The organism is Paenibacillus sp. GM1FR (assembly GCF_002803315.1).
GTDB classification, from domain to species: domain Bacteria; phylum Bacillota; class Bacilli; order Paenibacillales; family Paenibacillaceae; genus Paenibacillus; species Paenibacillus amylolyticus.
The window spans coordinates 1-26,622 of record NZ_MKZL01000022.1 but is presented as its reverse complement, the minus strand read 5'-3'; the positions used below and the strand labels follow the sequence as shown (position 1 = coordinate 26,622).

Genomic DNA, 26,622 nt, shown 5'->3' with positions numbered 1-26,622 from the left:
ACATCATTTAAGACGTTAATACACGAAAGCAATAAACATGTTACATTACCTAACAAAAATTAAGTAGTGACGATTATGCGTCTTATTTTTAACATTAGAATGATCTTTTCATGCCTCATCATGTTGCAATTAAAAAGGGTGAAACACTATACATGGCACCTTTTCTACAGTATTTATCGTATCCAGCGTGCTAACGTTATCTAGAAGCCTTTAAACTAAGAAGATATACTCGTAAAACTTCGTCGTCCATTCGATATTCCAATAAACTCATGTAAACATAATTAACTTTAAATTTCAAATACTTTTTTATGTTAACTATCTTGACATGATTAGATCGATCTTTTATAGTTAAGCCATAACAACTCCATATTTGAATCGATCACAGTTACAACGGCGTAGCTGGTTGAAACGGCAATGAAGCCTGTTTTGCAATCTCGGAGCAAGGGATGCGTATGTATATACGCAGTCCTCCGAGGCATAACAGGCTTTTTCGATTTTAGAGACAAGGTTTTGAGGCATTTTGCAGAATGGACCTAAGGGGGCTAATCATAATGAGTACAACGAAAAAACTGGTGCTGGTTGGCAATGGCATGGCGGGAATCCGCACAATCGAACATATCCTTAAGCTTGCTCCACACGCTTATGAAATTACAGTCTTCGGCGCAGAGCCGCATCCCAACTACAACCGGATCATGTTATCTTCCGTACTGGCTGGCGGAACATCCATCGAGGATATCGTAATCAATGAGTGGAGCTGGTACGAAGATAACGGCATTCGGGTGTACCCGGGTGACCCGGTCGTTCAGATCGATACCAAGCACAAGGAAGTTGTATCTCAAAATGGTGTACGCGCAGCCTATGATGAGCTGATTATGGCAACCGGTTCACAAGCGTTCATCCTCCCTCTTCCCGGAGCTAACAAGGAAGGCGTGATCGGTTTCCGCGATATTAAAGACTGCGAGACCATGATGGCAGCATCACAAAAGTATCGCAAAGCTGCCGTCATTGGAGGTGGATTGCTAGGACTGGAAGCAGCGCGGGGGCTGCTCAATCTGGGCATGGACGTCACAGTCATCCATATTAACGGTCATCTGATGGACCGGAACCTGGATTTGCCGGCAGGTCTGATGCTCCAGCGTGAGCTTGAAGAACAGGGCATGAAGTTCCTTTTGAACAAACATACCGAAGAAATCACAGGCAAACAACGAGTAAAAGCCATTCGTTTTACTGATCAAACGGTGCTTGAAGCGGATCTGGTTGTCATGGCTGTCGGGATTCGCCCTCAGATTGAACTGGCTCGCAATACCGGCCTCGATGTGAATCGTGGAGTCATTGTAGATGATTATATGCATACCAGCATCCCAAGTATATCTGCCGTCGGCGAATGTGCAGAACACCGCGGTATTGCCTACGGACTGGTTGCTCCATTATATGAACAAGGTATGGTGCTCGCAAAACGCCTGGCTGGTGCGGCAACCGATGGATACGCAGGTTCAGTCACTTCTACCAAGCTGAAAGTATCCGGTGTTGACGTATTCTCTGCCGGACAATTCAAAGACGCTGCGGACACTCGCAGCATTCGTATTCAGGATGACGTTGATGGCGTGTACAAAAAGATGGTGATCAAAGACGGACAGCTGATCGGAGCTGTATTGTTCGGTGATACCACGGATGGCGCATCGCTGTTTTCCCTCATTAAGAGTGGTGAGAACATCAGTGGTCGGGAGAAAGAAATTCTACTCGGTGTACCTTCCGGTGGTTCAGGCTCGGGTCCATCTGTCGCAGAACGCATGGCAAGTATGCCGGATGACGAGATCGTCTGTGGTTGTAACGGTGTTACCAAATCTTCCATCGGAGACGCTGTTCTGAATAAAGGCTGTAATACACTCGGTGCAATCAAATCCTGTACCAAAGCTTCCGCTTCTTGCGGTGGGTGCAAACCTATTATCGAAAACCTGCTCACATATTATGCCGGTGATAATGTAGGTGAACAGACTAAAGAAGGCATCTGTGGCTGTACATCCTATGATCGGGATGAGATTGTTGCACAGATCAAGGAGATGGGACTCAAAAGCGTCAAGGAAGTCATGAATGTTCTCGGTTGGAATGAACCGGAAGGTTGCTCCAAGTGCCGCCCTTCCCTCAACTATTATCTCGGGATGATCTGGCCGGCTGAATACACAGATGAGCGTGTATCCAAATTCACCAATGAGCGTTATCACGCCAATATCCAGAAAGACGGTACCTACTCCGTTATTCCACGGATCTATGGTGGTGTCACTTCCCCGGCGGAATTGATCAAGATTGCAACTGTCGCAGAGAAATACGATGTTCCGTTGGTGAAATTCACGGGTGGGCAACGACTCGATCTGCTCGGTGTACAGAAAGAGAACCTGCCGAAGATCTGGGAGGAACTCGATATGCCTTCCGGTTTTGGTTATGGCAAGGCGCTTCGTACGGTGAAGACTTGTGTAGGTAATACGTTCTGCCGATTCGGCACACAAGATTCCATTGAGATGGGTATTCGTCTGGAGAAAAAACTCGACAAGATGGTGGCTCCAGCCAAAGTGAAACTCGCTGTCTCCGGATGTCCGCGGAACTGTGCTGAAGCGACCATCAAGGATCTGGGTGTTGTCGCCATTGATGGCGCTTGGGAGATTCATGTTGGCGGTAACGCGGGAGTCAAGGTTCGTGCAGCCGAGTTGCTGTGTACGGTGAAGACCGATGCGGAAGTGGAAGAGTGGACTTACTCTTACCTGCAATATTATAGAGAGAACGCAAAATGGAATGAGAGAACAGCGGCTTGGATTGAACGGGTTGGTCTGGATCATGTGAAGGAAGCATTGGCGGATCGGGATGTACGTCTCGCTCTGGTTGAACGTCTGGAAGTTACACTGGGTCACACGGTTGATCCTTGGAAAGAAATCATACAAGACGAGAAATTACGTAAAAACTTCACCCCACTGTCCGGTGCCGAGCCGGTAACCCACTAGAAGAGGAGGAACAGCGATGAACAAATTCCGGATTGGACACCTTGCAGATATTGATGAAAAGGGAGCACGGACCTTCCTGATACAGGATACGGAAATTGCAGTCTTCAAACTGAGCGACGGAAGTCTGCATGCCGTCGAGAATCGCTGCCCTCACAAGGGCGGCAAGCTGTCGGAAGGCATGGTGTGCGGGACAGCGGTTCATTGTCCTTTGCATGATTGGAAGATTGATCTGCGTAACGGTAAGGTACACGAGCCGGACGAAGGCTGCTTGAATACCTACAAAACAGAAGTAGACGGCAACAGCGGAGAAATCTTCATCACAATTGCGGGTTAAAGGCTAGAGATACCCTGACATCAAGGAGGCGTGCGCTATGGATTTTGTTAAACCTGCAGAAGTGCTGCAATCGATGGTCGAAGCTGGTGAGAGCAAAGCCAGAATGAGTCGGGTACAGATGCTGCTCCGCGGTTTTCTGGCAGGGGCAATCCTTGCCTTTGCAACCACAATGGCATATACCGCTGTATCTCAAACTTCCGTTGGTTTGGCAGGTGCACTGATATTCCCGGCGGGATTTGTCATCATTATTCTGCTGGGTCTCGAATTGGTGACAGGAAACTTTGCGATGCTTCCACTCGCAGTGTTGAAACGTAGAATTACATGGATGGATATGCTCCGAAATTATTTTTGGGTGATCACAGGACATCTGCTCGGATGTGCATTCTATGCTCTGTTATACGGCCTGACCATTACCAAGATGGGTACGGATATGAGCAACCCTCTAATTCAAACGCTGATCCAGACCAGTGAAACCAAAACATTGGGGTATCAGCACTTGGGTGGGGCTGGCATTGTACTGGTCATCATCAAAGCCATTCTATGTAACTGGATGGTCACACTCGGGGCAGTGATGGCAATGACGTCCACTTCCACACTGGGCAAAATCGTAGCGATGTGGCTGCCCATTACCATATTTTTTGCTCAGGGATTTGAGCATGCTGTGGTAAATATGTTTGTCATCCCGGCAGGCATGATGCTTGGTGCACAGGTCAGTCTCGCTGACTGGTGGCTATGGAATCAGATTCCGGTATTGCTGGGCAATCTCATAGGCGGAGCCGTATTTACTGGTCTCGGTCTGTATGCCGCACACCACTGGGGAAATCCGGTGAAGATATCTACTAAACTGGCAACCATTCAGGGTGGTCGTTCAGGATTGGCAAGTTCTGATGCTGCACCGAAATTGGGGACACGATCATGAGCCGGGGCTTAGTTAGTATTGTTGGCGCTGGTCCTGGAGATCCGGATCTGATTACGGTAAAAGCCCTGAAACGTATTCAGTCCGCAGATGTCATTATGTATGATCGGCTTGTGAATGATCAATTGCTCGCTGAGGCTCGCGAAGGAGCACTCCGCATCTACTGCGGCAAGGCTCCAGGCCTTCATTCCATGAGTCAGGAGATGATTGGACGGATGCTTGCTGCACATGCGGCGGAAGGCAAACAAGTCGTAAGACTCAAGGGCGGCGATCCGTTCATCTTTGGCCGTGGTGGTGAAGAAGCGCTTGTGCTGGCGGAAGCAGGGATTGCATTTGAGATCATTCCTGGCATCACTTCAGCTGTAGGTACATCCGCTTCATCCCTTATTCCCTTAACCCATCGCGGGGTTGCTTCATCCTTCGCATGTGTCACGGGAACCGGCAGTGATGGAAGTGTATCTTCGGTCCGCTGGGATCTGCTCGCCCATAGTGTGGATACACTGGTCATCTACATGGGCATTAGCCAACTACCCCAGATCCAACATGAATTGCTTCACCATGGCAAAAGCGGACACACCCCTGCGGCTTTAATCGAACGGGGAACCACTTCGAAGGAACAAATTATTACCGGCACACTTGCCGAACTCCATTCCCTCGCCAAGTCGCATCAAGTGAATAATCCCGCATTAATCATGATCGGAGAGTCGGTCCTGATCCGCGAACAGCTGCTTCAGATGCAACAGGCCGCTAACGCCTCCATGACAGGATAATCGAATTGGATTTCTTCATCTATATCAATTGAACTAAACATTTACACAAAACGGAGAGGACAGAAACGACCTGAAGAAGCGGAGCGTTCGCCTTTATCCCCGGATTTACCCTTTATAAAAGGAATCAAAAAAATCTGGGGATAACAGCGATCGGAGAGGTTGTTCTGTCATCGGAGTGTGCAGTGTAAATATTCTTTAGTTCAATTGATATAGAACAAAACTCTCATTCGACCTTTAATCCAACAGCATACGCTCGTGAATAGTCCGACCCTTCTGCCCTGGTTCAATCAGCAGACGGGTCGGTTTGATGTTAATCAGCGCCGTAAGCTGCTCTCCCATATAATGCGCAGAATATTTGAATCCAATCTCCGCCCAATGCATGATTACGCCTACCGTAGCAGATACCAGATAACTTAACATGATGTCGTAATTAATCGTCCACTCACTATCCTCGGTCACCAATACAAAATCTTCGGTTAGATACGTTCTAAACATATTGCATAGCCGAGAGCTCATATCTGAATGCATCGTTATTAATGCACGAAAGATATCCTGATGGGCTTCAATATATTCGAATACAGGCATCGTGGATGGCAGCAATGCAGTCATGTCCACTTCTGTAAGCTGTGCGTATGGTTCTGCATAAGCTCGCCCCACTCCCTGCATGAAATCATCCAGAATGAACTGCAACAACTCCGGTTTGCCGGGAAAATGTAAATAGAAGGTTCCCCGGTTGTAATCTGCCCGTTCCGTAATATCCCGGATTGTGAGGGCATCCGCTCCCTTCTCTAATATCAAAGAAACCGCCGCAGCGATGATCGCATCCTGCGTTCTTCGTGCTCTCCGGTCCTGAGGATGTTCAATGATCAACATTTTCGCCTCCTTTGTTCATTATTGTAATATAAATGAACACCGCTTACACCTCTGTCCGATAGCTGACATATGCGATGTCAATGATTATTGTCACATTGCTATGTATATCTTAACATTGAGACAGGAAAGATAGACGACAGGTTGAAACTTTTTTTGAGAAATACCTGCCAATAATGAATAAGGAGCGGATAGTTCATGAGTACATCTTATACACATACAGCCGTTATTACAGGAGCAGCTGGAGGCATTGGTAAAGAATTGGCACGCCGCCTGGCTGAACGCAAAATCAACTTGGTTCTGGTGGACCTGAATGAAGAAGCCATCCAGCAGACAATTACTGATCTGAACCTCGACAAAGAGCACGTCATCGCCGTAAAAGCGAACGTATCCCAAGAAGCAGACGTGAAAAACTATGTGCAAAAAGCATTGGATGCTTTTGGTCGAATCGATTATTTTGCCAACAATGCCGGAATTGAAGGTCCAACAGGGCTGATCGAAGACCTGAGTGTTGAAGCACTCGACACCGTATATAACGTCAACATTCGTGGAGTATTCCTGGGTCTGCAAAATGTCATTCCAGTGATGAAAAAACAAAAATCCGGTGCGATTCTTAATACCTCTTCCCTCGCGGGTCTGATGGGTGCACCTGCTGTATCTCCATATATTATGTCCAAACATGCCGTAGTTGGTCTCACTCGTACCGCTGCAAATGAATTGGCACCTTATAATATCCGGGTTAACGCTGTATTGCCCGGTACAATCAATACACGCATGATGCGTCAGATCGAAGCTAATTCCGGTAACGTGGAAGATTATCAATCAGCAACCGTGTCTAGCATTCCAATGGGCCGTTACGGCGAACCGGAAGAAGTCGCTGCGGTAATGAACTTCCTGTTGTCCGAAGAAGCATCTTATGTAACAGCTTCCCTTTACACCGTAGATGGCGGTATGGTTGGTCAATAAGAAGCTATAAACGGTGGGATTGATAGGGATTGGGTCGATAGAACTTCAAGTCCATCCTTAAAAAAGTTATACCGACAGGTGTTCCCGAAGGAATGCCTGGTCACTACAATCTAAAAAAGGCCTCAACACCACAGTATTGTGGAGTTGAGGTCTTTTTTATAGTACAACACTTGCCATTCATTAGGCCGCATCTCTGAAAATGTACTTTTGAAACAGCCAGTTAACGCCTCGTTGCACCTTGTGATCACTCTAACGAACCTAAGGCACCTTATTTCGGCAAAAAGCGCTTATTTCCCGAACTAACGAATCTCAGACACGCTAATTCCGCGGAAATGCTTTAACTGCATGGGAAAGTCCTAAAATCCAGAGAATAACGTGTCTGAGATTCGTTATATTCCCAAACGAGCGAGAAATACCCTTATAAGGCGTATCAGGTTCGTTAGATTTTGCCCGGGTCACAGAAAGGCTTAATCGCTGGACTGAACAACCTACGCACACCAATAATCTAGCCCCTCATGCGCCGATCATTGATACAAATCTCATTAAACCTCACGCCACAGTCCAAGCTCCAAATCCACGCAGAACTTAATCCACGTATCCCGCGTGACCCTTGTCCATCAAGTAGTCCATCTCAGCATCCAGGATGCTTTCCACGGTCAACTCATCCAGCTTCACATCTTTACGACTAAGAATGTAGTCAGCCAGATCATCGCCGTCAATATCAACATCATTGCCTTTGGAATTCTCATGCGCCTTGTTGATGTACGCTTGCTCATGCTTCAGCACAAGAGCGATGTTCGCTTGGCTTGCCTTCGTTTTATCTGCAATATATTGCATCATTTCTTGTTCATTAATTGCGTTTGCTTCTGCCACGTTCAGTCATCTCCTTGATTCATACATACTGTTGCCATTGTAGCATAGGTTAACCCATTACAGGCAGAACTTATGCCTGAAGAACAATTATAGAGCGGGAGCGAAGGATTAGTGTTGAGCCGAAACGTAGGTAGCATTTTTTCATACGCCAGCGCATCTCCACCCCTACGACAACCGCACGTAAAATGTAGCACCCTCTCCAACTACACTTCGAGCATACACCTCTCCTTTGTGCTGATCCACAATGGAACGAGCAATCGCCAGCCCCAGACCATGCCCACCATGTTTGCGGGCTCTTGAAGAATCCGTACGATAGAATCGATCGAAGATCCGATCCAGATGTTCCGGTGCAATGCCTTCACCTGTGTTGGATACGGCCAGCATGACATCATTATTCTGTTTCTGGAGGGTAACGTTTACGGCGCCTTTTGGACCGGAATACTTCACCGCATTATCGAGCAGGATCAGAATGACCTGTTTGATCTGCTCACTGTTCCCATGCACCGTAAGATTCGGCTCAACGTTGTAGTCGAGGGAGATGTTTTTCTCAAATATTACGGCTTCCATCGGCAAAATAATACTTTCTACCGCATCGCTCATATTGAACTTCGCATGAATCATCGTGGAGCGTGAATCATCCATCTGGGTCAGATAGAGCAGATCATTCGTAAGTCCGGTCATACGCTCGGTTTCCGACTTGATATAGTGTAGCCACTTCGCCTGGTTTGCTATGGTATCCTCCTGATTTGCAAGCAGTACGTCAGCATTGGTATTGATGATCGCCAGAGGTGTCTTCAGCTCATGTGAAGCATCCCCGATGAATTGTTTTTGCTTCTCAAACGCTTCTCTGACTGGTGCAATGGAGCGATTCGCAAAATAACGGCTCAGGAAGTAGATCACAATCAACATCACCAGTCCGACAACAGCAAAGGTATAAATCAAATTCGTAAGAATACCTTGTTGCGCCGTCACATCAATGAATACGATCATGTGCCCGGCACCGCTCGGATCAACCACATAGGCCCAGTCCGTTCCATCCAGCGCAAATTGCCCCGTCTGCCGTTCCGAATCACCAACTTTATTCTGGTCAACCTTTTGTAACGCCTCGGTGTAGAACGTATCTTCCATATCAAATCGGGAATGTGTATCCGTAATCTTCCACTGATCATCCGTCTTAATCATGAACGAAACGGAACGTGCCGGAGGTGAGTTAGGATCACCTCCCGGTCCTCCATTATCACCACCCATGGTATCGGAAGGAAACGAATCTGAACCAGAACTTGAACCAGAGCCTGTACTACCCCCTGTACCGGAACCCTGCCCTTCCCCGCGCGGCATCTTGGATGAATTATAAGGACTGTGATAGAAATCAGACACCTTGTACAACTCCATATTTGTCTCACGCTGCACATTCTGATAAGTAATCGTATAGATCGTCGCAAATGCCACCAGCATCATAATGGAGATGGACACCAGATTCACGATCAGGAATCGATTTCGAAGTTTCTTGAACATCAGGACGTCACCTCAAGTACATACCCCACACCCCGAATCGTGTTAATGCGGACGGCAGAGTTCAAGAAGGTTAATTTTTTGCGTAAAAACGAGATGTACACCTCCACATTGTTATACTCCACTTCCGAATCAAATCCCCATAACTTCTCAATAATCTGCTCTTTGGAGGTAATCGCCTGTTTGCGGGCAATCAACAGCTCCAGCAGTTCATTCTCCTTCAAATTCAGCTTGATCTCCTTACCCTGAACGCTCAGCTTCAGTTGAGTTGTATTCAGCTCAATGTCGCCAAACTTCAGCCCATCCTCGGGAATCACTTCGCCCTTCCGTCGTAAGGCTGCACGAATCCGGGCCAGTAATTCCTCTGTGGCAAAAGGCTTGGCGATATAATCATCGGCACCATAATCGAGGCCTGTGACTTTGTCCGATAGTTCACCTTTCGCAGTAAGCAGAATGACAGGCGTATGATTGCCTTCACTGCGAAGTTTCTTCAGGACGGTGATCCCGTCCATCTCCGGCATCATGATGTCGAGTAGTAACAGGTCGTAGATGCCACTCTGCGCATAATCCAATCCTGACCTGCCGTCGTGGACCATGTCCACGGAGTAGTTGTTTTTTTTCAAAATCTGCGATACAGCCTCTGCCAAATGAACCTCATCTTCCGCAATTAATATTCTCATCATCTATTCATTCCTCTGCTTGAATTATTTCTCTCAATGGGACTTGTTTTATATGTTCTTATTCTATCAATGAAACCTTGAATCAATCTTAATTCATTTTGTGTATGCGCACTATTATAGGAAGGTAAAAAAATGTTAACGCAATGTAAAACCATTTAAGATTCATTCAAGGTTGGGGCTCTAAGATACAGACATGGAAGCAATACACGATGCAACAAAACATACAACCCACCAACGAAAGGAATGAGTCGCACATGGCTATTGAAGTATTCAACCGATATGAGAGCAAGTATCTTCTGACGGATGAGCAGTACGCACATTTCTACAATGACCTGCTGAAATACATGGAGCTGGATGCCTACAACAAGAAACATGAGTACTACTCCATCAGTAACCTGTACTTCGACACTCCGCAGGATTCGCTGATCCGCGCCAGTCTCTCCAAACCAAAATACAAGGAGAAGCTGAGACTGCGAGCTTATGGAATCCCTGAAGAGAACGCCAAAGTGTATCTGGAGATCAAAAAGAAAGTCTTTGGCCTGGTGAACAAACGTAGAACAGCCTTGAAACTGGATGAAGCTTACGAATTCGTCCGTTCGGGGCAGGCGCCAGAGCTGGCGGATTACATGAACAAACAAGTTGTCGAGGAGATCAAATATTTCCTTCGGGTATACGATCTGGAACCGAAAGTATATCTGGCATATGAACGCAAAGCGCTCTTCGACAAGAACAGCCGGGATCTCCGCATTACCTTTGACACCAACATCCGCAGTCGCAGATACGATCTGAAGCTGGAACAGGGAGATTACGGTGAACCGCTGGTGAAGGACGGACGATGGCTGATGGAAGTGAAAGCCGAGAAAACCGTTCCGATGTGGCTGTCACAACTGCTGTCCGAACATGGACTGTACCGTACCGGATTCTCCAAATACGGCAACGAGTACAGACACCTAGCTAGAACAACCAACCTAAATTACCAGACAGAGCGCATTCTTGTACCAGGTACCGATTTTAACCCATCCATAGAACAAGATAAAACGATTATAGAAAGAGAGCGTGTCCTATATGCTTGATTCACTGTTCAGTTCAGCCCTAACCGATACCAACCTGACGTTTAACAACGCAGTCATCACCATTGGTCTTGCCATCATTCTGGGGTTGATCATCAGCCTCACCTACATGAAAACTAACCAAAGCACATACTCCCAGAGCTTCACCTTAACGATGGTTGTTCTGCCCGTCATTGTCGCCATCATCATCCTGCTCATCGGTAGCAACATCGCACGAGCTTTCAGCTTGGCAGGTGCCTTCTCGATCATCCGATTCCGAAGTGCCCCTGGTGATCCAAAAGACATTGCTTACGTATTGTTCACGATGGCTTCCGGTCTTGCCTGCGGTGTAGGCGCTTTTGGATACGCGGTATTGTTCACCATTATCCTGTGTGTACTGATGTTTGTTCTGAGTCGCTTCAACTTTGGCGGCAAGAAGAGTCAGCTGAAAACGCTGAAAGTCACCATTCCCGAAAACTTGAGTTATGAAGAAGCTCTTAATGAAGTGTTCCATACATTCAACGTACCTTTTGATCTGAAAAAAATCAGAACGACCGAACTCGGCAGTCTGTATGAGCTGGTCTACAGTGTAACCATTCACGAAAGTGTTAGCCAAAAGGAATTCCTCGATGCGATCCGCACACGGAACGGCAACCTGGATATCTCATTAACCATGAGTCCAACAACGGAATATTAATTTATAATTCGAAGGGAACGATCTAATATGAAGAAAAACATGATAACAGGTAGCAAACTTTGGTCCATCGCCATGATTACCAGCCTACTCGCAGCATGCAGTTCACCAGCAACCACAAGCACAACGGCCAATGCCGCAACTTCAACGACAGGAACAACCAAAACGGTATCTGTCAGCGAGCAAACTTCTGTAAAATACGCCGATCTGGTCTCTCTGGATGCTGACGATACCAATATTAGCTGGAGTGAGGCAGATTCCACAGCGATTAAGCTGAACGGAACAACTGCAACGGTAACCGGTTCGGGCGCCAAAGCAGCGAATGGTTCGGTAACCATCTCTGAAGCAGGTACTTATGTACTTAGCGGTGAGCTAACGGATGGACAGATCGTGGTTAACGTTGCCGATAAGGGTACCGTACATCTCGTATTAAACGGAGCAACAATTCATGATAACGACAGCGCCGCAATCTACATTCAGAAGGCTAGTAAAGCGGTGATTACACTCGAAAAAGGAACCAAAAATACCGTTTCCGATGGTAAAACATATGTGTACGCCGACGCCACGACAGACGAGCCGGATGCTGCAATCTTCAGCAAAGCAGATCTTACATTCAATGGTGCAGGTCAATTGACCGTCACAGGTAACTATAATGAAGGTATTACGAGCAAGGATGATCTGAAAATCATTAGTGGTAGCATCAGCGTCAAAGCAGCCGATGACGGCATCAAAGGTAAAGATATGGTCGCTATCCAAGCGGGTACGATTACCATTGAAGCCGAAGGCGACGGTATTAAATCAACCAATGACACAGATACCACTAAGGGCTACGTTTCCATCGCAGGAGGTACCTTCGATATCCAAAGTGGCAACGATGGTATTCAAGCCGAAACCGCACTTGTTGCGGATGGCGGCACATACAACATTGTAACGGGCGGCGGTAGCGCCAATGCACCAGCCAAAGTAGAAGAAGGTCCGTTTGGCGGCGGCGGCGGCGGTGGATGGGGTGGCGGCACACCTCCAACAGATATGGGCACACCACCAGATGGCGAACCTCCTGCGGATATGCCAGAGATGCCTAATAACAGCGGTACGAATGCAGGTGCTAATACAAACGGGGCAGCAGCATCCAACTCTGCCAACACAACAACAACGGATAACAATGCCGATGCGGACACTGCAACAACAGCAACCGAATCCACAAGTGCCAAAGCACTTAAAGCAGGTACAGATCTTACGGTTAATGGCGGTACGTATACCATTGATTCCATGGATGATTCCCTGCACAGCAACAATAACGTGACAGTCAACGATGGAACATTCAGCATTGAATCCGGTGATGACGGCATCCATGCCGATCAGGCCCTGACGATTAACGGCGGAACCATCACGATTGCGAAGAGTTATGAAGGACTTGAAGGTGCAATGATCACCCTGAACGATGGGGATGTAGATGTAACGGCATCCGATGATGGCGTCAATGCTGCAGGTGGCGAGACGGAAACGGCTGCGAATACAGCGGCAAGTACAGATAGCGCGACTACAGCAACCGATGCAGCCACAACATCCAACATCTCTGTAACCGAAACGACAGGTACAACATCAACTACCGATCAGGCATCCCAAGGTACAGCTGTTAATCAGCAAGGACGTGGACCGGGCGGTATGGGTGGTGCAGCAGCAAGCAATAACGAGTTCCACATTAACGGCGGTTCCCTCACCGTGAACGCAGGTGGTGACGGGCTGGATTCCAATGGTTCCATTAACATGACAGGCGGGACGGTTATTGTGAACGGACCGACGAATAGCGGCAACGGAGCATTGGATTATGACGGCACATTTGAAATCAGTGGTGGATACCTGGTGGCTGCCGGAAGCTCGGGCATGGCACAAGGAACATCCGATGCGTCTACGCAAAATACCATTGTGATGACATTCCCTGCAACGCAAAAAGCTGGAACACTTGTACATGTACAAGATAGCGAAGGCAACAACATTCTGACGTTCGCTCCGGCAAAAGATTATCAAACCGTGGTTGTCAGCTCACCGGATCTTGCGAAAGATGGCTCCTACGTGATCTACTCCGGTGGTACGTCTACAGGTAAAGCGGTGGATGGACTCTATACAGACGGTACCTATAGTGGTGGAACTCAAGTGGTTGCCTTCCAATCGACCAGTAATGTGACTTGGGTGAATGAATCTGGTGTAACCACTGCCAATACAGGTATGGGCGGTCCTGGTGGAGGCGGTGGACAAGGCGGATTCGGAGGCGGACGGAATCGTTCGCAATCCGGTACAACATCCGAGAGCACAGGCACTACCGATTCTGCAAAATAATACGTGTGGTAAGTAATAATCAAGCAATCTCTTGCCCCAACTCAAAGGCGAGACAAAAAGGCTCCGAATCACTTCATAGTGAGTTCGGGGCCTTTTTCACATCCTCGTTCTTACGTGGTATCTGCATTACTATGATATGGAGCACACTCTTTCATCCATTAACGTTATGGCAGAAGGTTTACAGCACTCCAGCTGAGCAAAAACCTGGTGATCACTTTCCTGTTCTTTTCTTTAAAAGGAATACACATACACCTTGGTGCGCAAGGCATCCCGGCATGTAATGGTGCGTAGCGGTTCCTTACCCGGCAGCGCAAAACAGACACTAATCACCTTGGCACCCGGCGGAAGCTCTCGACTGAACTTGTCCAGAAGCTTAGTCATAGCACCCGGGAACAGATAACAGATCACACAATCCGCATGTTCATAGGAACTGGTGTAGATATCCCCGCGCATGAAGCGCAGCCTGCTCTTGAGAGAGTGCTGTTTTCCCTTGGCTCGACGTAAGCGAACACTGAGATAGGCAATCAGTTGGGAAGACCATAAGGGAACGATAGAATTCTCAATCCCGGTCAGCCTTTTGCCAGGGCAATGCCTTACAACATCCAGTCCCAATGTGCCCCATCCAGAGCCCGCTTCGAGCACATCCCCGTATCCTGGAATACGGTTCACTTCCTGAATGACCACCTGTCTGACACGACTGGATGTGGGCATCGGGGAAATCCCGTTTTTCCAACTCACGAGTACGATCGATATGACACCGATCAATGTCACCACGGCAATCAGCCATGGAATCAGGTAAATGATGAACATGAACTCATCCCTTTGTTATCACTCATTCATTCCGGCACATGAGACTTCATATATACACCCTTTTTATAAACGGACTTGATCGTAAAATGTACACCCAGCTTGCGATTCGTCCGATAGATCAGCGAGTTAATCTCGTCGATCCCTACCGCTTCACTCTCCAGCATACTACGCTCCGGCCACACCTGAGCCACAATTTGTTCCCTTGTCACAAAGTGGTCCAGTTGACTATACAGCAGCTTGAACAGCTGATACTCCTTCTTGGACAGCGGAATCTCCACTTCACCGATCTGTACGGTTTGCAGGTGATCCAGTAAACGTACGCCCTCACCCAGCAAGTCCGACACACGATATTCCCTCGTCTCTCCAAGATCACCTTCCGTGCGAAGCTGGATCAGGCCGTTGACCAACGTCAGGCTATCGCCCTCGCTAAACGGATATTTCTCATAGGGAACGAGGCGCTGCCCGTTCAGTTCGGTTCCATTTTTGCTATCCAGATCTTCGATCCATAACTGTTGCTGTACATCATAATGAATGCGGCAATGCCGCTTCGATATCATCTGATTATAAACAGACAAGTCCAATTCACTTCCGCCTGTGTAACGTCCCACCGTAATGGAGCGACCTTGGCTTACATAAGCGAATGAGCCGTCACTTTCCTGTCCTGGCGTACGAATGACGATTTTTGCCGTCTCCCGCATGTTATTCTCCCACCTTCAATGATCACTCACTCGATCTCTATAAACATACCTTCAACAATAATGATAAATTCATCAGATTTGTTCCATTGTTTGCACCGCTATACTTCAATATAGTGGTATACAGGAACGATTTTTGTTCGGTTCTACTCACTCTACTATACCAGACGTTGTGCTTTTTTTCTCATGACGGCCGGATGTCTACTTTAGCTCATTCAACAAGAGAGGTACCTTTCTATGAACAAAAAAAATGTTTTCATATACGTATTGCTCGCCTTTGCCCTGTCCATGACATTAACCGTGCTCTCCCGTATGAACGATGATGGCGGAGAATCACTGAAAGGCACATCAGCTGCCGAAACCTCATGGTTACAAATGAAGATCCAACCCTAAGTCTACTCTATTATAACGTGATCTCCGCGCAAAACGTTTCACGAATGTCATATTAGGCTAAGCCATATACTAACATCAATAAGGCCCCAGATTGCTGTTCACAGCAGCCCGGAGCCTCATTTTGGATTGAAAAATAAAGCCGAAAGTATAGATGATTGCATGATATTCAATCATAAACTGCCCTTACGTAAACGGGTAATATGATAAACTGATTTTACAGAAATCTGTAAAGTCAGTTTTTTTGAGGAGGAGCTATATAGATGTTAATTAAAGCATTTAAGGAATGGTCGGACCAAAATGAAGGTCAGATTGAAATACTTGCTCCTACTGGGAAAACGACTGTTATGAATAAATTCAAACCAAGTGCATCCGAAGATAAAATTAAAGAGCTTTCCGAGTATTTTTCTACTCCATTACCTCCAGATTACATAAGCTTTTTACGATTATGTAATGGAGCCTCCTTGTTCGAAGACCCCGAATATGGCGGGGAGAGCTTCTTATACTCAGCCCAAGATGTTATTCATTACAATGAAGCATCAGATAATAAAATTGTAGTCGCCAATATTCTTGATGATCGAATCCTAATTGATTTAGAGCTTTGGAGTTCAGGTAATGAGCAATATCTGTTGCTTTGTGAGAGTTTATATTCTGTTGAACATACGGGATCTTTTTACAGTAACTTTGAGACATGGTTAGACCGTTTTATAATCTCTCAAGGATCGAAGTTCTGGTATTGGAAAACAAAGCGTAGTTTTGTTGAATAAAAAGAAATCTTCTTCAGTTAGGTTGCTATTAAAAATATACCCTTTAAGATAGACATTTTGGAGCAAGTCCCTCTTAACGGGTATATTTTATTTTTCATAGGCTCAGTTCATTTTCAAGGCATGATCAATAGCTAGACCCGTGATTTTAACTTTATTTCCGGAGGTGTGAGTATGCTCGATGAAAGAGAGCTTCAAATTAAAGAGAGAATACAAGAAAGATACGATATTACGGAGCAAATATATTCAGCTTGGTTTACTGAAAATTCTGCGGTGCTTTTACCGAGTAATAGATTCTATCAAAAGGAAAACATAGAAAAGTACAGAGCAATTTCATATCTGCTAGACAGAGGATATATTGTTGCACAACCCGTAGAGAATGATCCGGAGACAGTTGCAGTAACTATAACCCCTGATGGCATAGACTACTATGAGCAAGGATATCTTAATGGAAAAGCAAACGGCTTTCAAGTCGTCGAAGAGACTAAGAACAAGGAATAAAGAAGGAACTCTGGATATGAAACACATCCGGAGTCCTTCCATTTAGTTCAAACAAGAACATACACCAACAAGAACGTCCGTTCAAACCGCCCACACACATCATGGACTGGAATTAGAATCATTACATCAATCTTGGTCTTCCTCAGGCACAGTCGGCTCGTCGTCAGGCTTCGCTGTCACTCTGGACTGTACTTCCTCCATCCGGCTGGACACCTTCTGATACAGGTAAGAGATCCCCAGCAATAGAACGCCGAAGCTGAAATAGGCAAAGATTTTGCTACCCGAGGTAAGCATCCCCACATCATAGAACACCATCTTACCCGTGGCGAACAACGTTAGTCCCAGGCCCAGACGCCGAATCATGACATATTTTCTACGGAATCCATAGGCAATATAGAGAATCGCGAGCAGCAGATAGATCAGGCTGAACATCAGCCCCACATCACCCCACTGGAACTGAATCGTCAGGAATACGGTGATGACACCGAGCAGATACACCCCTGCGATAACCGGGTACCATTCAATGCTCTTGAACTGCCCGCGGATGCCTGCAATCAGCAGATCCCTTCCTGCAAAGAATACCCCTACGTTAAAGATAATCAATACCAGCAAACCAACAATCTCCGCCGCCGTATGCTGCGGAACCTCCGGCTGAAGCGCTGGCATGGTTAAGGTTACGGCCAGTGCAATACAGCAGCCAATAGCATGCAAGAAGGTGGTATACACCTGCACGTATTGATCACGCAGCAGCTTCACCTTGTTCAGTCCATAGGCCAACGCAATGGTGAGCGCTGCGAACATGAGTAACTTGTAGAACATGTATAACAGGAACGTCCCATCGACAGCTCTGGTATACAATTCATTCGACTCATACAGCACATATAACCACAGATTCGCAAGTGTCACATACTTGAATCCGTTCAGAAAACCCAGCTCCAGCGGGCTGTAATTAAATCTCTCTCTGGAAGATGAGTTGCTGTGAACTGCCCAGGCATAATACAGTGTAATAAGCAAGGTTCCCAGCGTAATACTGGAGTATTTTAACATAAAGTAAGAACGTTCCCCGATGAAGAATAGCGCCAGCAGATCATAGTACACAAAAGTGATTAGACATAGAAGAACAATGCCCCATCCGGCACGTTCCACCGACTTGAGCCGTTTCAGATGTCCAAGCGTAACCAACAAAACTCCTTCGATCAACCAGCCCATCGATAACCACTTGGCCCCGAATTGGAACGGAATAATCAGAATGGCAAAGGTCAGGGAAGTGACATAGAAGAGTAATATCGTCTGTTTCTCCTGAGCCATATGGCGCTGGACGAATCGTGCGAGGCCCAGATACACCACGCAGAAGATCAACGCCAGCAAGCCCTGAGCATCATTCCAACCCGCCACATCAAATAATACGTATAACATCAGACAACTAATGCTCGTATTCATGGCGAGTAGAGCGAAATCCCACCAGGTTAACTTCATTCGGTGTTTGAATGGATATGCCAGCGTAATGCCCAGATATAATGCAAACGTCACAATGGAATACAACATGCCAATTTTCTCACTTGGCGACAGCCATAAGAGGATGAGCATGGATGGTGTGTTAAACAGGAAACTGATATAGTGCACCACCGGCCACCGTTTGCCAAACGAAATGAACACAATAATCCCGTTTAAGAGCAGCAGATAGATCATGGCTACATAAACAGCAGGGCCATCAAGCCCAAACGAGAACATGTAGGAGAATAGCGGAAGATATCCGCCTACCAAACCTAGTGAACAGATGGTCTTCGACTGGTATCTCAAGGACAACAATACGGAGATTGCCGATACCAATACAGATAGGGCAAGTCCCGTATATAATCCGATAATATGCAGTAAAAAGTAACTATAGAAGACGGAGCCAAACAACACGGATATCCCACCGCCGAGCAGCCCCATCGCAAACGTCTGCCTTTTGCGGCGGAACAGCCACTCTCCTCCAGCGAGCATCAGTGCACCGAGCAGGAAAAAGGCTCCGCTCTTCATCTCGTCATTAAACCAGGTCGAGTACGAGTATTGAAACGCTGCTCCAACCCCCAGAATGAGGAGCAAGATGGCTACTTTGTTGATCCAGCTGAGTCCAATCTTCATCTCCATGCGATTCTGCTTGATCCGGCGTTGAATAGTCTCTTCGCTCAACCCTTCCTCCGCCATGTGCTCATAACCACGTTCCATGTGCCCACGCAGAGCCTCTTCTCTATCCCGTACGGCTCGTCTGTGCGATTCAATGCGCTCATTCACCTCTGCTGCAAGGTAAGCTATCCTCTCCTTCACCTCGTGGGAATCCTCTTGCAACTCCTGTGCGGCCTGGTTGTACAGCGCGTTTAGATTGGATTTGGTTCGATGTTCATGGAATGCAATTCGATCATTATGTACTGCTGTTTTCCCTTGAAAATAGGTCTCCATCTTCTCTCGCGATACCCGGATTAGATTCAGCTTCTCATCCAGCATCTGTTCGGATAACGCCATGCGAAGACGTGCATTCTCTTCTTCCATCTTGCGTGAGCGAAGTTCGAGCTGTTGCAGCTTGAGTTTGTGAGCTTCATACTGTTCCTGTAACTGTTCATTCTGAACGATCAGGTCATCGGACTGGTATTCCTGGAGCAAGGCATGATACTCCTTCGCCAGTTGCTTTTGTTGCTCCTGAACCTGTTGAAGCCGATCCTTAAACTCCTTCATGAGCTTCCTCCGTTGGTTGATGTTTAATCTTTTCCCTATATTTTACTATATGTATGCCATAAAAAGAGGTTTAAACATTAGATATATCTGTGCAATATTTCATCCGTAGGATCTCAAACGCAAAAAAGCCGGGAAGCAACTGCTTCGCCGGACTTATATTCATATGAGCATTTGCACAAGAATCGATGCTTATGCCGCATCACTCGTCTCCGATTGGTCCGCTGACTCGGGCTCAATTATCTCGTTCGCATCTGGGTCCAGCCAACTGGCGATCATGCCACGCACATATTGTAGATCGTCCTCAGACAGATCGTAGTACCATGTGCCACTGCGCGTTGCACCCTCACCCTTCAGCATGTAATTGCTGATCGTTGGTATGCTATCTTTCATATATAAGGACTCGGCAAATTTCACGATAAAGTCCGAGGTCATGTTGGTTGTAAAATTCGATCCGGCAATCTGGATTACGTCCGGGATCTTGGTCAGATTTTTGACTTCCAGCGCACGATTCATGAAGGCACTTAAGAAAATCCGGTGACGCATCGTCCGATTGAAATCGGAATCTTCCCGGTAACGCACATATCCAAGCGCTTCTTCGCCGCTATAGATTGGTTTATTCGCTTCAACAAACAGCTTCTCATGAATTTTGAGCTTGTTCTCGATGTTCTTCTTGATCGGCAGTTCAACGCCACCCACCGCATCAACAATATCCTTGAGCCCGTTAAAATTAATCGCGGCATAGAAATTCACTTTGTTCCCCAGCAAATTCTCCACCGTATCCATTGCCATCTTGGCTTCACCATGGGCATACGCTGAGTTGATCTTTGACTTCACATCCCGGCCGACAATCTCGGTATAGGAATCACGTGGAATGGACAGCAGCAGCACTTTATTGTCTTCTGGACGCACGACGGAATAGATGATGGTATCCGAACGACTTGGTTCGTTATCCCGTTGGTCAATCCCTAGCAGTAACAACGAGAATGGGTCCGTATGTTCCACGACAGGAGCATCCTTATCGCCAGCTGGTACAAAGGAGTCATCCAAGGCTTCCCTCACCGTAGCTGAAGCGAACAAATTAAAGGCAAACACGACGAGTTGCTTTCGATAGATAAATCCGAGTCCTCCCAACACAAGCAGCACACTTAGGGTGATGATCAATGGTTTCTTCCATTTCTTCTTCGGTTTCTTCGGCTTCCGTCTTGTTAAATGTGCGGCACTGTTTTCCATCATATCTCCTTTAATAACGGGTTCTTAGAATCATTTAACTATATTAATAACACGTTTTCAATAGATTACGTTATAATCTGCATTACATAAATGTACATAAAGGGAGCGATGAATGATGGAGTATCGACGTTTGGGCCATAGTGGTTTGCGTGTGTCGGCACTGGGGCTCGGCACCAATGCGTTTGGCAAACGCGCGGATGAAGCAGCTTCTACCCGCATTATTCATGCAGCGATGGATCAGGGCATCAACTTTATCGATACCGCCAATATCTACGCAGGCACGGAATCGGAACGCATCATTGGACAGGCCCTCACAGGTCGACGGGAAAACGCGGTGCTTGCTACCAAAGCCGGATTACCCCGGCATGATGGTCCTCATGGGCGGGGTTCCTCCCGCTACCATCTGCAACAAGAGCTGGAACATAGCCTGCGGCGCCTGCAAACGGATTATGTGGATCTGTACCAGATCCATACTTTTGATCCGCATACACCACTGGATGAGACACTGCGCACACTGGATGATATGGTTACTTCCGGCAAAGTCCGTTACATCGGAGCCTCCAACTACGCAGCCTGGGAGCTGATGAAAGCTCTGGGCATCAGTGAACAGAAAGATTATGTGCGCTACATCTCCACCCAAACCAGCTACTCTCTGGCAGACCGTACACCCGAGCTTGAACTGGTACCGATGTGTCTCGATCAGGGTGTAGGCATTATCCCGTATTTCCCGCTGGCAGGTGGTATTCTGACAGGTAAATATAACGGACAGACCCGTGTGCCTTCTGGTTCCAGAGCAGACACCGATCCATCCTTCAACCGTTTCCTGCTGGAGCATAATATCCAACTGAGTGAACAAGTGAGTGCTAAAGCTGCCTCATATGGTTGCTCCCCGAGTGTGCTGTCACTCGCATGGCTACTGACACGTCCAGCTGTATCCACAGTGATTGTCGGGGCTACACGCACCGAACAGCTGGAACATAATCTGGCTAGTCTGGACATGTCACTGCCCGATGAGCTGTTGGCCGATCTGGACCAGATTAGTGACTCTTTCCGTCGCCGCGAGCCGTTTGCGTCCTATCGAATCGATTGAGCAACCGAAATAGACCTCCCGACAAGATGAAGTCAGAAGGTCTATTTGTATTTTACAGAGGTGTTATAATTATTAATAATCAGAAAATTTTCCAGTTCCACTACATTCTGTAGTTTAATACATTAAAAAAAGATATATTACGGATCAACTCTCTGTTTTTTGGCGAAGAAACTCCTGCATGATCTCCAAATACTCTCCCTTACGTTCATCCAGAGTTTCGAAAAATGCCTTGTCCGATTCCTCGACCAGATGGATTCCCTCCACAGCCAATCGGGTTCCTTCTTCCGTTGTTGTGATAATATTGGCACGCGTATCTGTCTGATGACGAGCGCGGGTAATTAATCCCCTTTTTTCAAGCGCACGTAGAACCTGAGAAGTCACGTTAACATCCACCTTGGCAAACTGAGCAATTTGAACCTGAGTCACTCCCTTGCCTTCCTCATCGTGTTCATTGAGCCATAAACAGGCGTGCAATAATACAAATTGAGGTTGTGTCAGTTCGAGGGGCTCCAGCACCCTGCGTACTTCCTTTTGCCACATGGCTGTAACCTGCCATAACAGATATCCCGGACTTTCTTGTGCATTTTTATACCGTGAGCTTGTCATCTCATACCTCCATGATGTGCGACCTTATGCAACAGAATATATACCCGTCAGTCAATGAAGTAAATCCATTATTCATATAACGATGATGGAAACATATCCGTTGCAACTCTGTGTGTTCTTTCTCAAAAAAATAATTAGCGCGCAGGGATAAACTGCTTCACCCATTGTCCGAATCCTTGCGGATTGCGGCTCTGTATAAGAATGGTTCCTTCTCCCCGGAACCTACATACCAGTCCTTCTCCACTTGTAACACTGGATAACCAGCCCTGTGAAGCTTTCTCAATACGGTAATCTACATAATGAGGCCATGCCACCAAATGGGCGTTATCCACGATCATTTCTTCACCTGCTGCCAGATTAATCGCATGGATGGCACCATAGGAAGACAGAAATACGGTTCCACGTCCGCTGATCTCAATAATGAAGAAACCTTCTCCCGAAAAGAGACCTTTTTTCAGGTTTTGCATTTTGGTATTCACCTGAATGCCCTCGGTTCCTGCCAGAAATCCGTCTTTCTGCACATAGAGTGAATAGGAACCGTCCAATTCAACAGCTTCTACATCGCCCATACTTGAAGGTGAGAGCAGAATCTCTGCCGACCCGCCCGCAGCCGTCAGTTCCTGAAAGAAAAACTTCTCCCCGCTCAGCATCCGACCGAACCCGGCAAACATCCCACCTTCTGCTGAACCCTTCAGTTCAACCGTAGGAGTCATAGATACCATCGCACCACTCTCGGCCTTGAACCGCTCTCCCCGTTGCAAATGTACTTTGAGCATCGCAAAAGCACCATCATATAAAATCTCATAGTTCACGGTTGCACCAACTCCCTATTGTCAGAGTTAAAATCATTGAGTCCATTATCTTCCAGAACTGCTGATTTGTCTCCGTATTCCTTCACAATATGTTGATCTCCCCAATTGCAGAGCGCATTGAGAATCGGTTCAAGACTTCTCCCGTAATCACTCAATTCGTATTCTACTTTGGGAGGGACCTGATTATATACGATACGGTTTACGATTCCGTCGTTTTCAAGCTCTCTGAGTTGCTGTGTTAACATTTTTTGTGTAATTGCGGGCATAATACGCTTGAGGTCACTGGTTCGTCTTTTCCCATGTGTCAGATGACAGAGAATGACGCATTTCCACTTGCCACCGATCACCTCTAGGGTAGCTTCAACCGAGATGTTATATTTTTTTCTAACCATAACTTGCTTCCTCCCTGATGAATTGAATTACATCCGTCGCATGCTGTATAGGCACCAAAAAGTACGTAGGGTACTAAAAAGTACGTACTATTCAATCTATACCGAATAACTCATAATAGCATTTGCCGGTACGTAAATCTACATTCTGGGGAGTGGAGCAAGAAATGTTACAAGATTCAAAACGCAGCACGTGGGCGCTGCTGGCGCTGGCTATCAGTGCGTTCGCTATCGGTACCACAGAGTTTATCAGCGTTGGTCTACTGCCCCTCATTGCAGAAGACCTGGGCATTTCCGTAACTACAGCGGGACTGACCGTTACTTTATATGCATTAGGCGTTACCTTTGGGGCTCCTGTTCTGACCTCACTGACGTCTACCATATCACGCAAAGCGCTATTGCTTGCCATCATGATTGTCTTCATTGCGGGTAACACGATGGCTGCACTATCCACGGGCATCACCATGTTACTCATTGCCCGAGTAGTATCCGCTCTGGCACACGGGGTGTTCATGTCCATTGGCTCCACGATTGCAGCCGATCTGGTGCCTGCCAACCGTAGGGCGAGTGCTATTGCCATCATGTTCTCTGGTCTTACCATTGCCACAGTAACCGGTGTACCTCTCGGTACACTCATCGGCCAACATTGGGGCTGGCGCGCTGCCTTTATCCTGATTGTTGGGGTTGGCATCGTTGCAATGATCGGGAACCTGATACTCGTGCCATCCACGTTGAAGCGAGGAACACGGACGGCATTTCGGGATCAGCTGAAGCTCGTTACAGGTGGACGCTTGCTGATTGCTTTTGCCATCACGGCTGTTGGGTACGGAGGAACATTTGTTGTCTTTACGTATCTGTCCCCGTTGTTGCATGATATTAGCGGTTATTCCGAGAAAACAGTAGCGTTCATTCTGTTGTTGTACGGAATCGCCATTGCTGTTGGCAACATCATCGGCGGCAGAGCAGCCAATCGCAACCCGCTCAAGGCGCTCTTCTACATGTTCATCATTCAGACCATCATTCTCGGCGTGATGTACTTCACCGTCCCGTTTAAGTTGGCAGCACTGCTCACCATTATGGGTATGGGCCTGCTCGCTTTCATGAATGTGCCTGGTCTTCAGATGTACGTGGTAACCTTGGCTGAACGATATGCACCACAGGCCAAGGATGTAGCCTCAGCCTTTAACATCGCCGCATTTAATGCAGGGATCGCTATAGGTGCCTATTTGGGTGGAGTGATCAATGATTCCATCGGTTTGATTCACACGACATGGGTCGGTGCCTTGATGGTTCTCGTAGCTGTAATCCTGACCGCTTGGGCTAAAATGCTGGAAAGCAAGGATCAACATGCATCAGTCGAAATGGAGAAAGCTTCGTGCTAATTTCCATCCGACCATAGGTCTCACTCTTATATATATCAGTTCCAGCCTTCGAGGGGAACCGGTTTCATATGGTATTTTATTATACTATAATACGTTGAACCCAATTTGATCTACTATGATTTAATTTTGTATGATAAAACAAACAAAAATTCAGCTTAATATGACTGATTTTTACACAATTTAAGGAGGAAATCTCATGACAACAGCTCAAACCGCACAACATTTACAATCCACAGTAACTCTGCATAACGGTGTTTCTATGCCTTGGTTCGGACTTGGGGTATTTAAGGTAGAAGAAGGATCTGAACTGATTGAAGCCGTGAAAAATGCGATTAAACATGGATACCGAAGCATTGATACTGCTGCAATATACGGCAATGAAGCCGGTGTTGGTCAAGCGATTGCAGAAGCTTTGCAAGAAAACAACCTGAAACGCGAAGAACTGTTTGTTACATCTAAAGTATGGAATGCAGACCTTGGATATGAAGAGACACTTGCCGCTTTTGATACCACATTGAACAAACTGGGACTGGAATACCTTGACCTGTATCTGATTCACTGGCCTAAGGCAGGCAAATACAAAGTAGCCTGGAAAGCGATCGAAGAACTGTACGCAGCCGGCCGCATTAAAGCTATTGGCGTAAGCAACTTCCAGATTCATCATCTCGAAGACCTGATGCAGGATGCCAAAGTGAAACCGATGATCAATCAGGTGGAATACCACCCTCGCCTGACTCAGGTTGAGCTTAAGGCTTTCTGTGAGAAGCATGGTATCCAGCTTGAAGCTTGGTCGCCTCTAATGCAAGGTCAGCTGTTGGACAACCCAGTCCTCACGGCGATTGCTTCAGACAAAGGCAAATCGGTTGCACAAGTCATCCTGCGTTGGGATCTGCAAAATGGAGTCATTACGATTCCGAAGTCCACCAAGGAAAACCGGATTATCGAGAATTCCTCCATCTTCGACTTTGAACTTTCGAATGAAGAGATGGATCAGATCAGTGCTCTGAACGAAGATGTACGCGTTGGACCTGACCCGGACAACTTCGATTTCTAATAGATAGCCTTTTGGGAGGCTACTTTGTCTGACATAACATAACGAAAAAACACCGGACCAGTAGTGGTATTATCCCCTTTAAGTAGACATTTGAAAAAACCTTCATGTTATCATGAGGGTTCAAGTGACACTTGGAGGGGATATTTTTATGGCCAAAAAAGGACAAACATTTCACACGTATACCGAAGAA

25 protein-coding genes are annotated in these 26,622 nt (G+C 46.8%); 14 read left to right on the top strand and 11 right to left on the bottom strand.

Annotated features, from left to right (window positions below; genetic code table 11):
- The first annotated feature begins 551 nt into the window (after positions 1–551).
- Genes nirB through cobA form a run of 4 tightly spaced genes read left to right on the top strand, consistent with a single transcriptional unit; the run spans position 552 to position 5,013 of the window.
- Positions 552–2,993 (top strand): nitrite reductase large subunit NirB, encoded by a 2,442-nt coding sequence (nirB, locus tag PAEAM_RS15785; protein ID WP_100528195.1) that lies wholly within the window; start codon positions 552–554, stop codon positions 2,991–2,993.
- A 16-nt stretch (positions 2,994–3,009) separates the two neighbouring features.
- The gene (gene nirD / locus PAEAM_RS15780; protein ID WP_036612155.1) at positions 3,010–3,327 is read left to right on the top strand and encodes a nitrite reductase small subunit NirD; all 318 of its coding nucleotides are present in this window, start codon (positions 3,010–3,012) and stop codon (positions 3,325–3,327) included.
- Between the two features lie 37 nt (positions 3,328–3,364).
- On the top strand, positions 3,365–4,246 hold the full coding sequence (locus PAEAM_RS15775; protein ID WP_100528194.1) for a formate/nitrite transporter family protein: 882 nt from the start codon (positions 3,365–3,367) through the stop codon (positions 4,244–4,246).
- Entirely contained in the window at positions 4,243–5,013 is a 771-nt protein-coding gene (gene cobA / locus PAEAM_RS15770; RefSeq protein ID WP_100528193.1) for a uroporphyrinogen-III C-methyltransferase, read from the top strand. Before PAEAM_RS15775 ends, cobA begins: the two co-directional genes overlap by 4 nt.
- A gap of 234 nt (positions 5,014–5,247) precedes the next feature.
- Here cobA and PAEAM_RS15765 read toward each other — a convergent pair whose 3' ends face one another.
- Entirely contained in the window at positions 5,248–5,886 is a 639-nt protein-coding gene (locus tag PAEAM_RS15765) for a TetR/AcrR family transcriptional regulator (protein ID WP_100528192.1), read from the bottom strand.
- Positions 5,887–6,081: 195 nt separating this feature from the next.
- Here PAEAM_RS15765 and PAEAM_RS15760 point away from each other — a divergent pair, with 195 nt between their 5' ends.
- Positions 6,082–6,849 carry an SDR family NAD(P)-dependent oxidoreductase gene (locus tag PAEAM_RS15760; RefSeq protein WP_036612166.1) on the top strand — a complete coding sequence of 256 codons (768 nt, stop codon included), beginning with the start codon at positions 6,082–6,084 and terminating at the stop codon, positions 6,847–6,849.
- Between the two features lie 585 nt (positions 6,850–7,434).
- On the opposite strand, the gene PAEAM_RS15755 is transcribed toward PAEAM_RS15760, so the two are convergent.
- From PAEAM_RS15755 to PAEAM_RS15745, 3 genes are all read right to left on the bottom strand, one after another.
- Positions 7,435–7,722, bottom strand: a complete 288-nt coding sequence (locus PAEAM_RS15755) for a hypothetical protein (RefSeq protein WP_370511430.1) — start codon at positions 7,720–7,722, stop codon at positions 7,435–7,437.
- Between the two features lie 165 nt (positions 7,723–7,887).
- A complete protein-coding gene (locus PAEAM_RS15750; protein ID WP_100528191.1) occupies positions 7,888–9,237 on the bottom strand; it encodes a sensor histidine kinase in 1,350 nt (449 codons plus the stop codon).
- On the bottom strand, positions 9,237–9,914 hold the full coding sequence (locus tag PAEAM_RS15745) for a response regulator transcription factor (protein ID WP_100528492.1): 678 nt from the start codon (positions 9,912–9,914) through the stop codon (positions 9,237–9,239). The genes PAEAM_RS15750 and PAEAM_RS15745 overlap by 1 nt, the downstream gene beginning before the upstream one ends.
- Before the next feature lie 254 nt (positions 9,915–10,168).
- On the opposite strand from PAEAM_RS15745, the gene PAEAM_RS15740 reads away from it, so the two are divergent.
- The 3 genes from PAEAM_RS15740 to PAEAM_RS15730 are packed head-to-tail and all read left to right on the top strand — an operon-like array spanning position 10,169 to position 13,994.
- Entirely contained in the window at positions 10,169–10,987 is an 819-nt protein-coding gene (locus PAEAM_RS15740; protein ID WP_100528190.1) for a polyphosphate polymerase domain-containing protein, read from the top strand.
- Positions 10,980–11,660: a DUF4956 domain-containing protein gene (locus PAEAM_RS15735; protein ID WP_100528189.1), complete on the top strand. Its 681-nt coding sequence runs from the start codon at positions 10,980–10,982 to the stop codon at positions 11,658–11,660. The genes PAEAM_RS15740 and PAEAM_RS15735 overlap by 8 nt, the downstream gene beginning before the upstream one ends.
- Before the next feature lie 27 nt (positions 11,661–11,687).
- The gene (locus PAEAM_RS15730; RefSeq protein ID WP_207765575.1) at positions 11,688–13,994 is read left to right on the top strand and encodes a carbohydrate-binding domain-containing protein; all 2,307 of its coding nucleotides are present in this window, start codon (positions 11,688–11,690) and stop codon (positions 13,992–13,994) included.
- A 231-nt stretch (positions 13,995–14,225) separates the two neighbouring features.
- Here the strand turns inward: PAEAM_RS15730 and PAEAM_RS15725 are convergent, their stop codons facing one another.
- Positions 14,226–14,804 carry a class I SAM-dependent methyltransferase gene (locus PAEAM_RS15725; RefSeq protein ID WP_100528188.1) on the bottom strand — a complete coding sequence of 193 codons (579 nt, stop codon included), beginning with the start codon at positions 14,802–14,804 and terminating at the stop codon, positions 14,226–14,228.
- 26 nt (positions 14,805–14,830) lie between these two features.
- Entirely contained in the window at positions 14,831–15,502 is a 672-nt protein-coding gene (locus tag PAEAM_RS15720; protein ID WP_047840896.1) for an FHA domain-containing protein, read from the bottom strand.
- Between the two features lie 234 nt (positions 15,503–15,736).
- Here PAEAM_RS15720 and PAEAM_RS31825 point away from each other — a divergent pair, with 234 nt between their 5' ends.
- The 3 genes from PAEAM_RS31825 (at position 15,737) to PAEAM_RS15710 (ending at position 17,154) form a co-directional block, all read left to right on the top strand.
- Positions 15,737–15,892 (top strand): hypothetical protein, encoded by a 156-nt coding sequence (locus tag PAEAM_RS31825; RefSeq protein ID WP_165789940.1) that lies wholly within the window; start codon positions 15,737–15,739, stop codon positions 15,890–15,892.
- Between the two features lie 260 nt (positions 15,893–16,152).
- Positions 16,153–16,656, top strand: coding sequence for an SMI1/KNR4 family protein (locus PAEAM_RS15715; protein WP_100528187.1), 504 nt, complete (start codon positions 16,153–16,155; stop codon positions 16,654–16,656).
- Between the two features lie 171 nt (positions 16,657–16,827).
- Complete coding sequence (locus PAEAM_RS15710) at positions 16,828–17,154, top strand: hypothetical protein (protein WP_100528186.1); 327 nt, start codon at positions 16,828–16,830, stop codon at positions 17,152–17,154.
- A 126-nt stretch (positions 17,155–17,280) separates the two neighbouring features.
- On the opposite strand, the gene PAEAM_RS15705 is transcribed toward PAEAM_RS15710, so the two are convergent.
- Together PAEAM_RS15705 and PAEAM_RS15700 are read right to left on the bottom strand one after the other, a co-directional pair.
- Positions 17,281–19,869, bottom strand: coding sequence for a DUF2339 domain-containing protein (locus PAEAM_RS15705; RefSeq protein ID WP_100528185.1), 2,589 nt, complete (start codon positions 19,867–19,869; stop codon positions 17,281–17,283).
- A 189-nt stretch (positions 19,870–20,058) separates the two neighbouring features.
- Positions 20,059–21,102: an LCP family protein gene (locus tag PAEAM_RS15700; RefSeq protein WP_347707876.1), complete on the bottom strand. Its 1,044-nt coding sequence runs from the start codon at positions 21,100–21,102 to the stop codon at positions 20,059–20,061.
- Between the two features lie 112 nt (positions 21,103–21,214).
- On the opposite strand from PAEAM_RS15700, the gene PAEAM_RS15695 reads away from it, so the two are divergent.
- On the top strand, positions 21,215–22,189 hold the full coding sequence (locus PAEAM_RS15695) for an aldo/keto reductase (protein WP_100528183.1): 975 nt from the start codon (positions 21,215–21,217) through the stop codon (positions 22,187–22,189).
- A gap of 144 nt (positions 22,190–22,333) precedes the next feature.
- Here PAEAM_RS15695 and PAEAM_RS15690 read toward each other — a convergent pair whose 3' ends face one another.
- The 3 genes from PAEAM_RS15690 to PAEAM_RS15680 form a co-directional block, all read right to left on the bottom strand.
- Positions 22,334–22,795, bottom strand: a complete 462-nt coding sequence (locus PAEAM_RS15690) for a MarR family winged helix-turn-helix transcriptional regulator (RefSeq protein ID WP_036612197.1) — start codon at positions 22,793–22,795, stop codon at positions 22,334–22,336.
- A gap of 134 nt (positions 22,796–22,929) precedes the next feature.
- Positions 22,930–23,607: a TIGR00266 family protein gene (locus PAEAM_RS15685; protein ID WP_017691614.1), complete on the bottom strand. Its 678-nt coding sequence runs from the start codon at positions 23,605–23,607 to the stop codon at positions 22,930–22,932.
- Positions 23,604–23,999: a winged helix-turn-helix transcriptional regulator gene (locus PAEAM_RS15680; RefSeq protein WP_017691613.1), complete on the bottom strand. Its 396-nt coding sequence runs from the start codon at positions 23,997–23,999 to the stop codon at positions 23,604–23,606. Before PAEAM_RS15680 ends, PAEAM_RS15685 begins: the two co-directional genes overlap by 4 nt.
- Positions 24,000–24,163: 164 nt before the next feature.
- Between PAEAM_RS15680 and PAEAM_RS15675 the strand changes: the two genes are divergently transcribed.
- Together PAEAM_RS15675 and PAEAM_RS15670 are read left to right on the top strand one after the other, a co-directional pair.
- A complete protein-coding gene (locus PAEAM_RS15675; protein WP_100528182.1) occupies positions 24,164–25,378 on the top strand; it encodes an MFS transporter in 1,215 nt (404 codons plus the stop codon).
- Positions 25,379–25,574: 196 nt separating this feature from the next.
- Positions 25,575–26,432 carry an aldo/keto reductase gene (locus PAEAM_RS15670; protein ID WP_100528181.1) on the top strand — a complete coding sequence of 286 codons (858 nt, stop codon included), beginning with the start codon at positions 25,575–25,577 and terminating at the stop codon, positions 26,430–26,432.
- Positions 26,433–26,622: the final 190 nt, after the last annotated feature.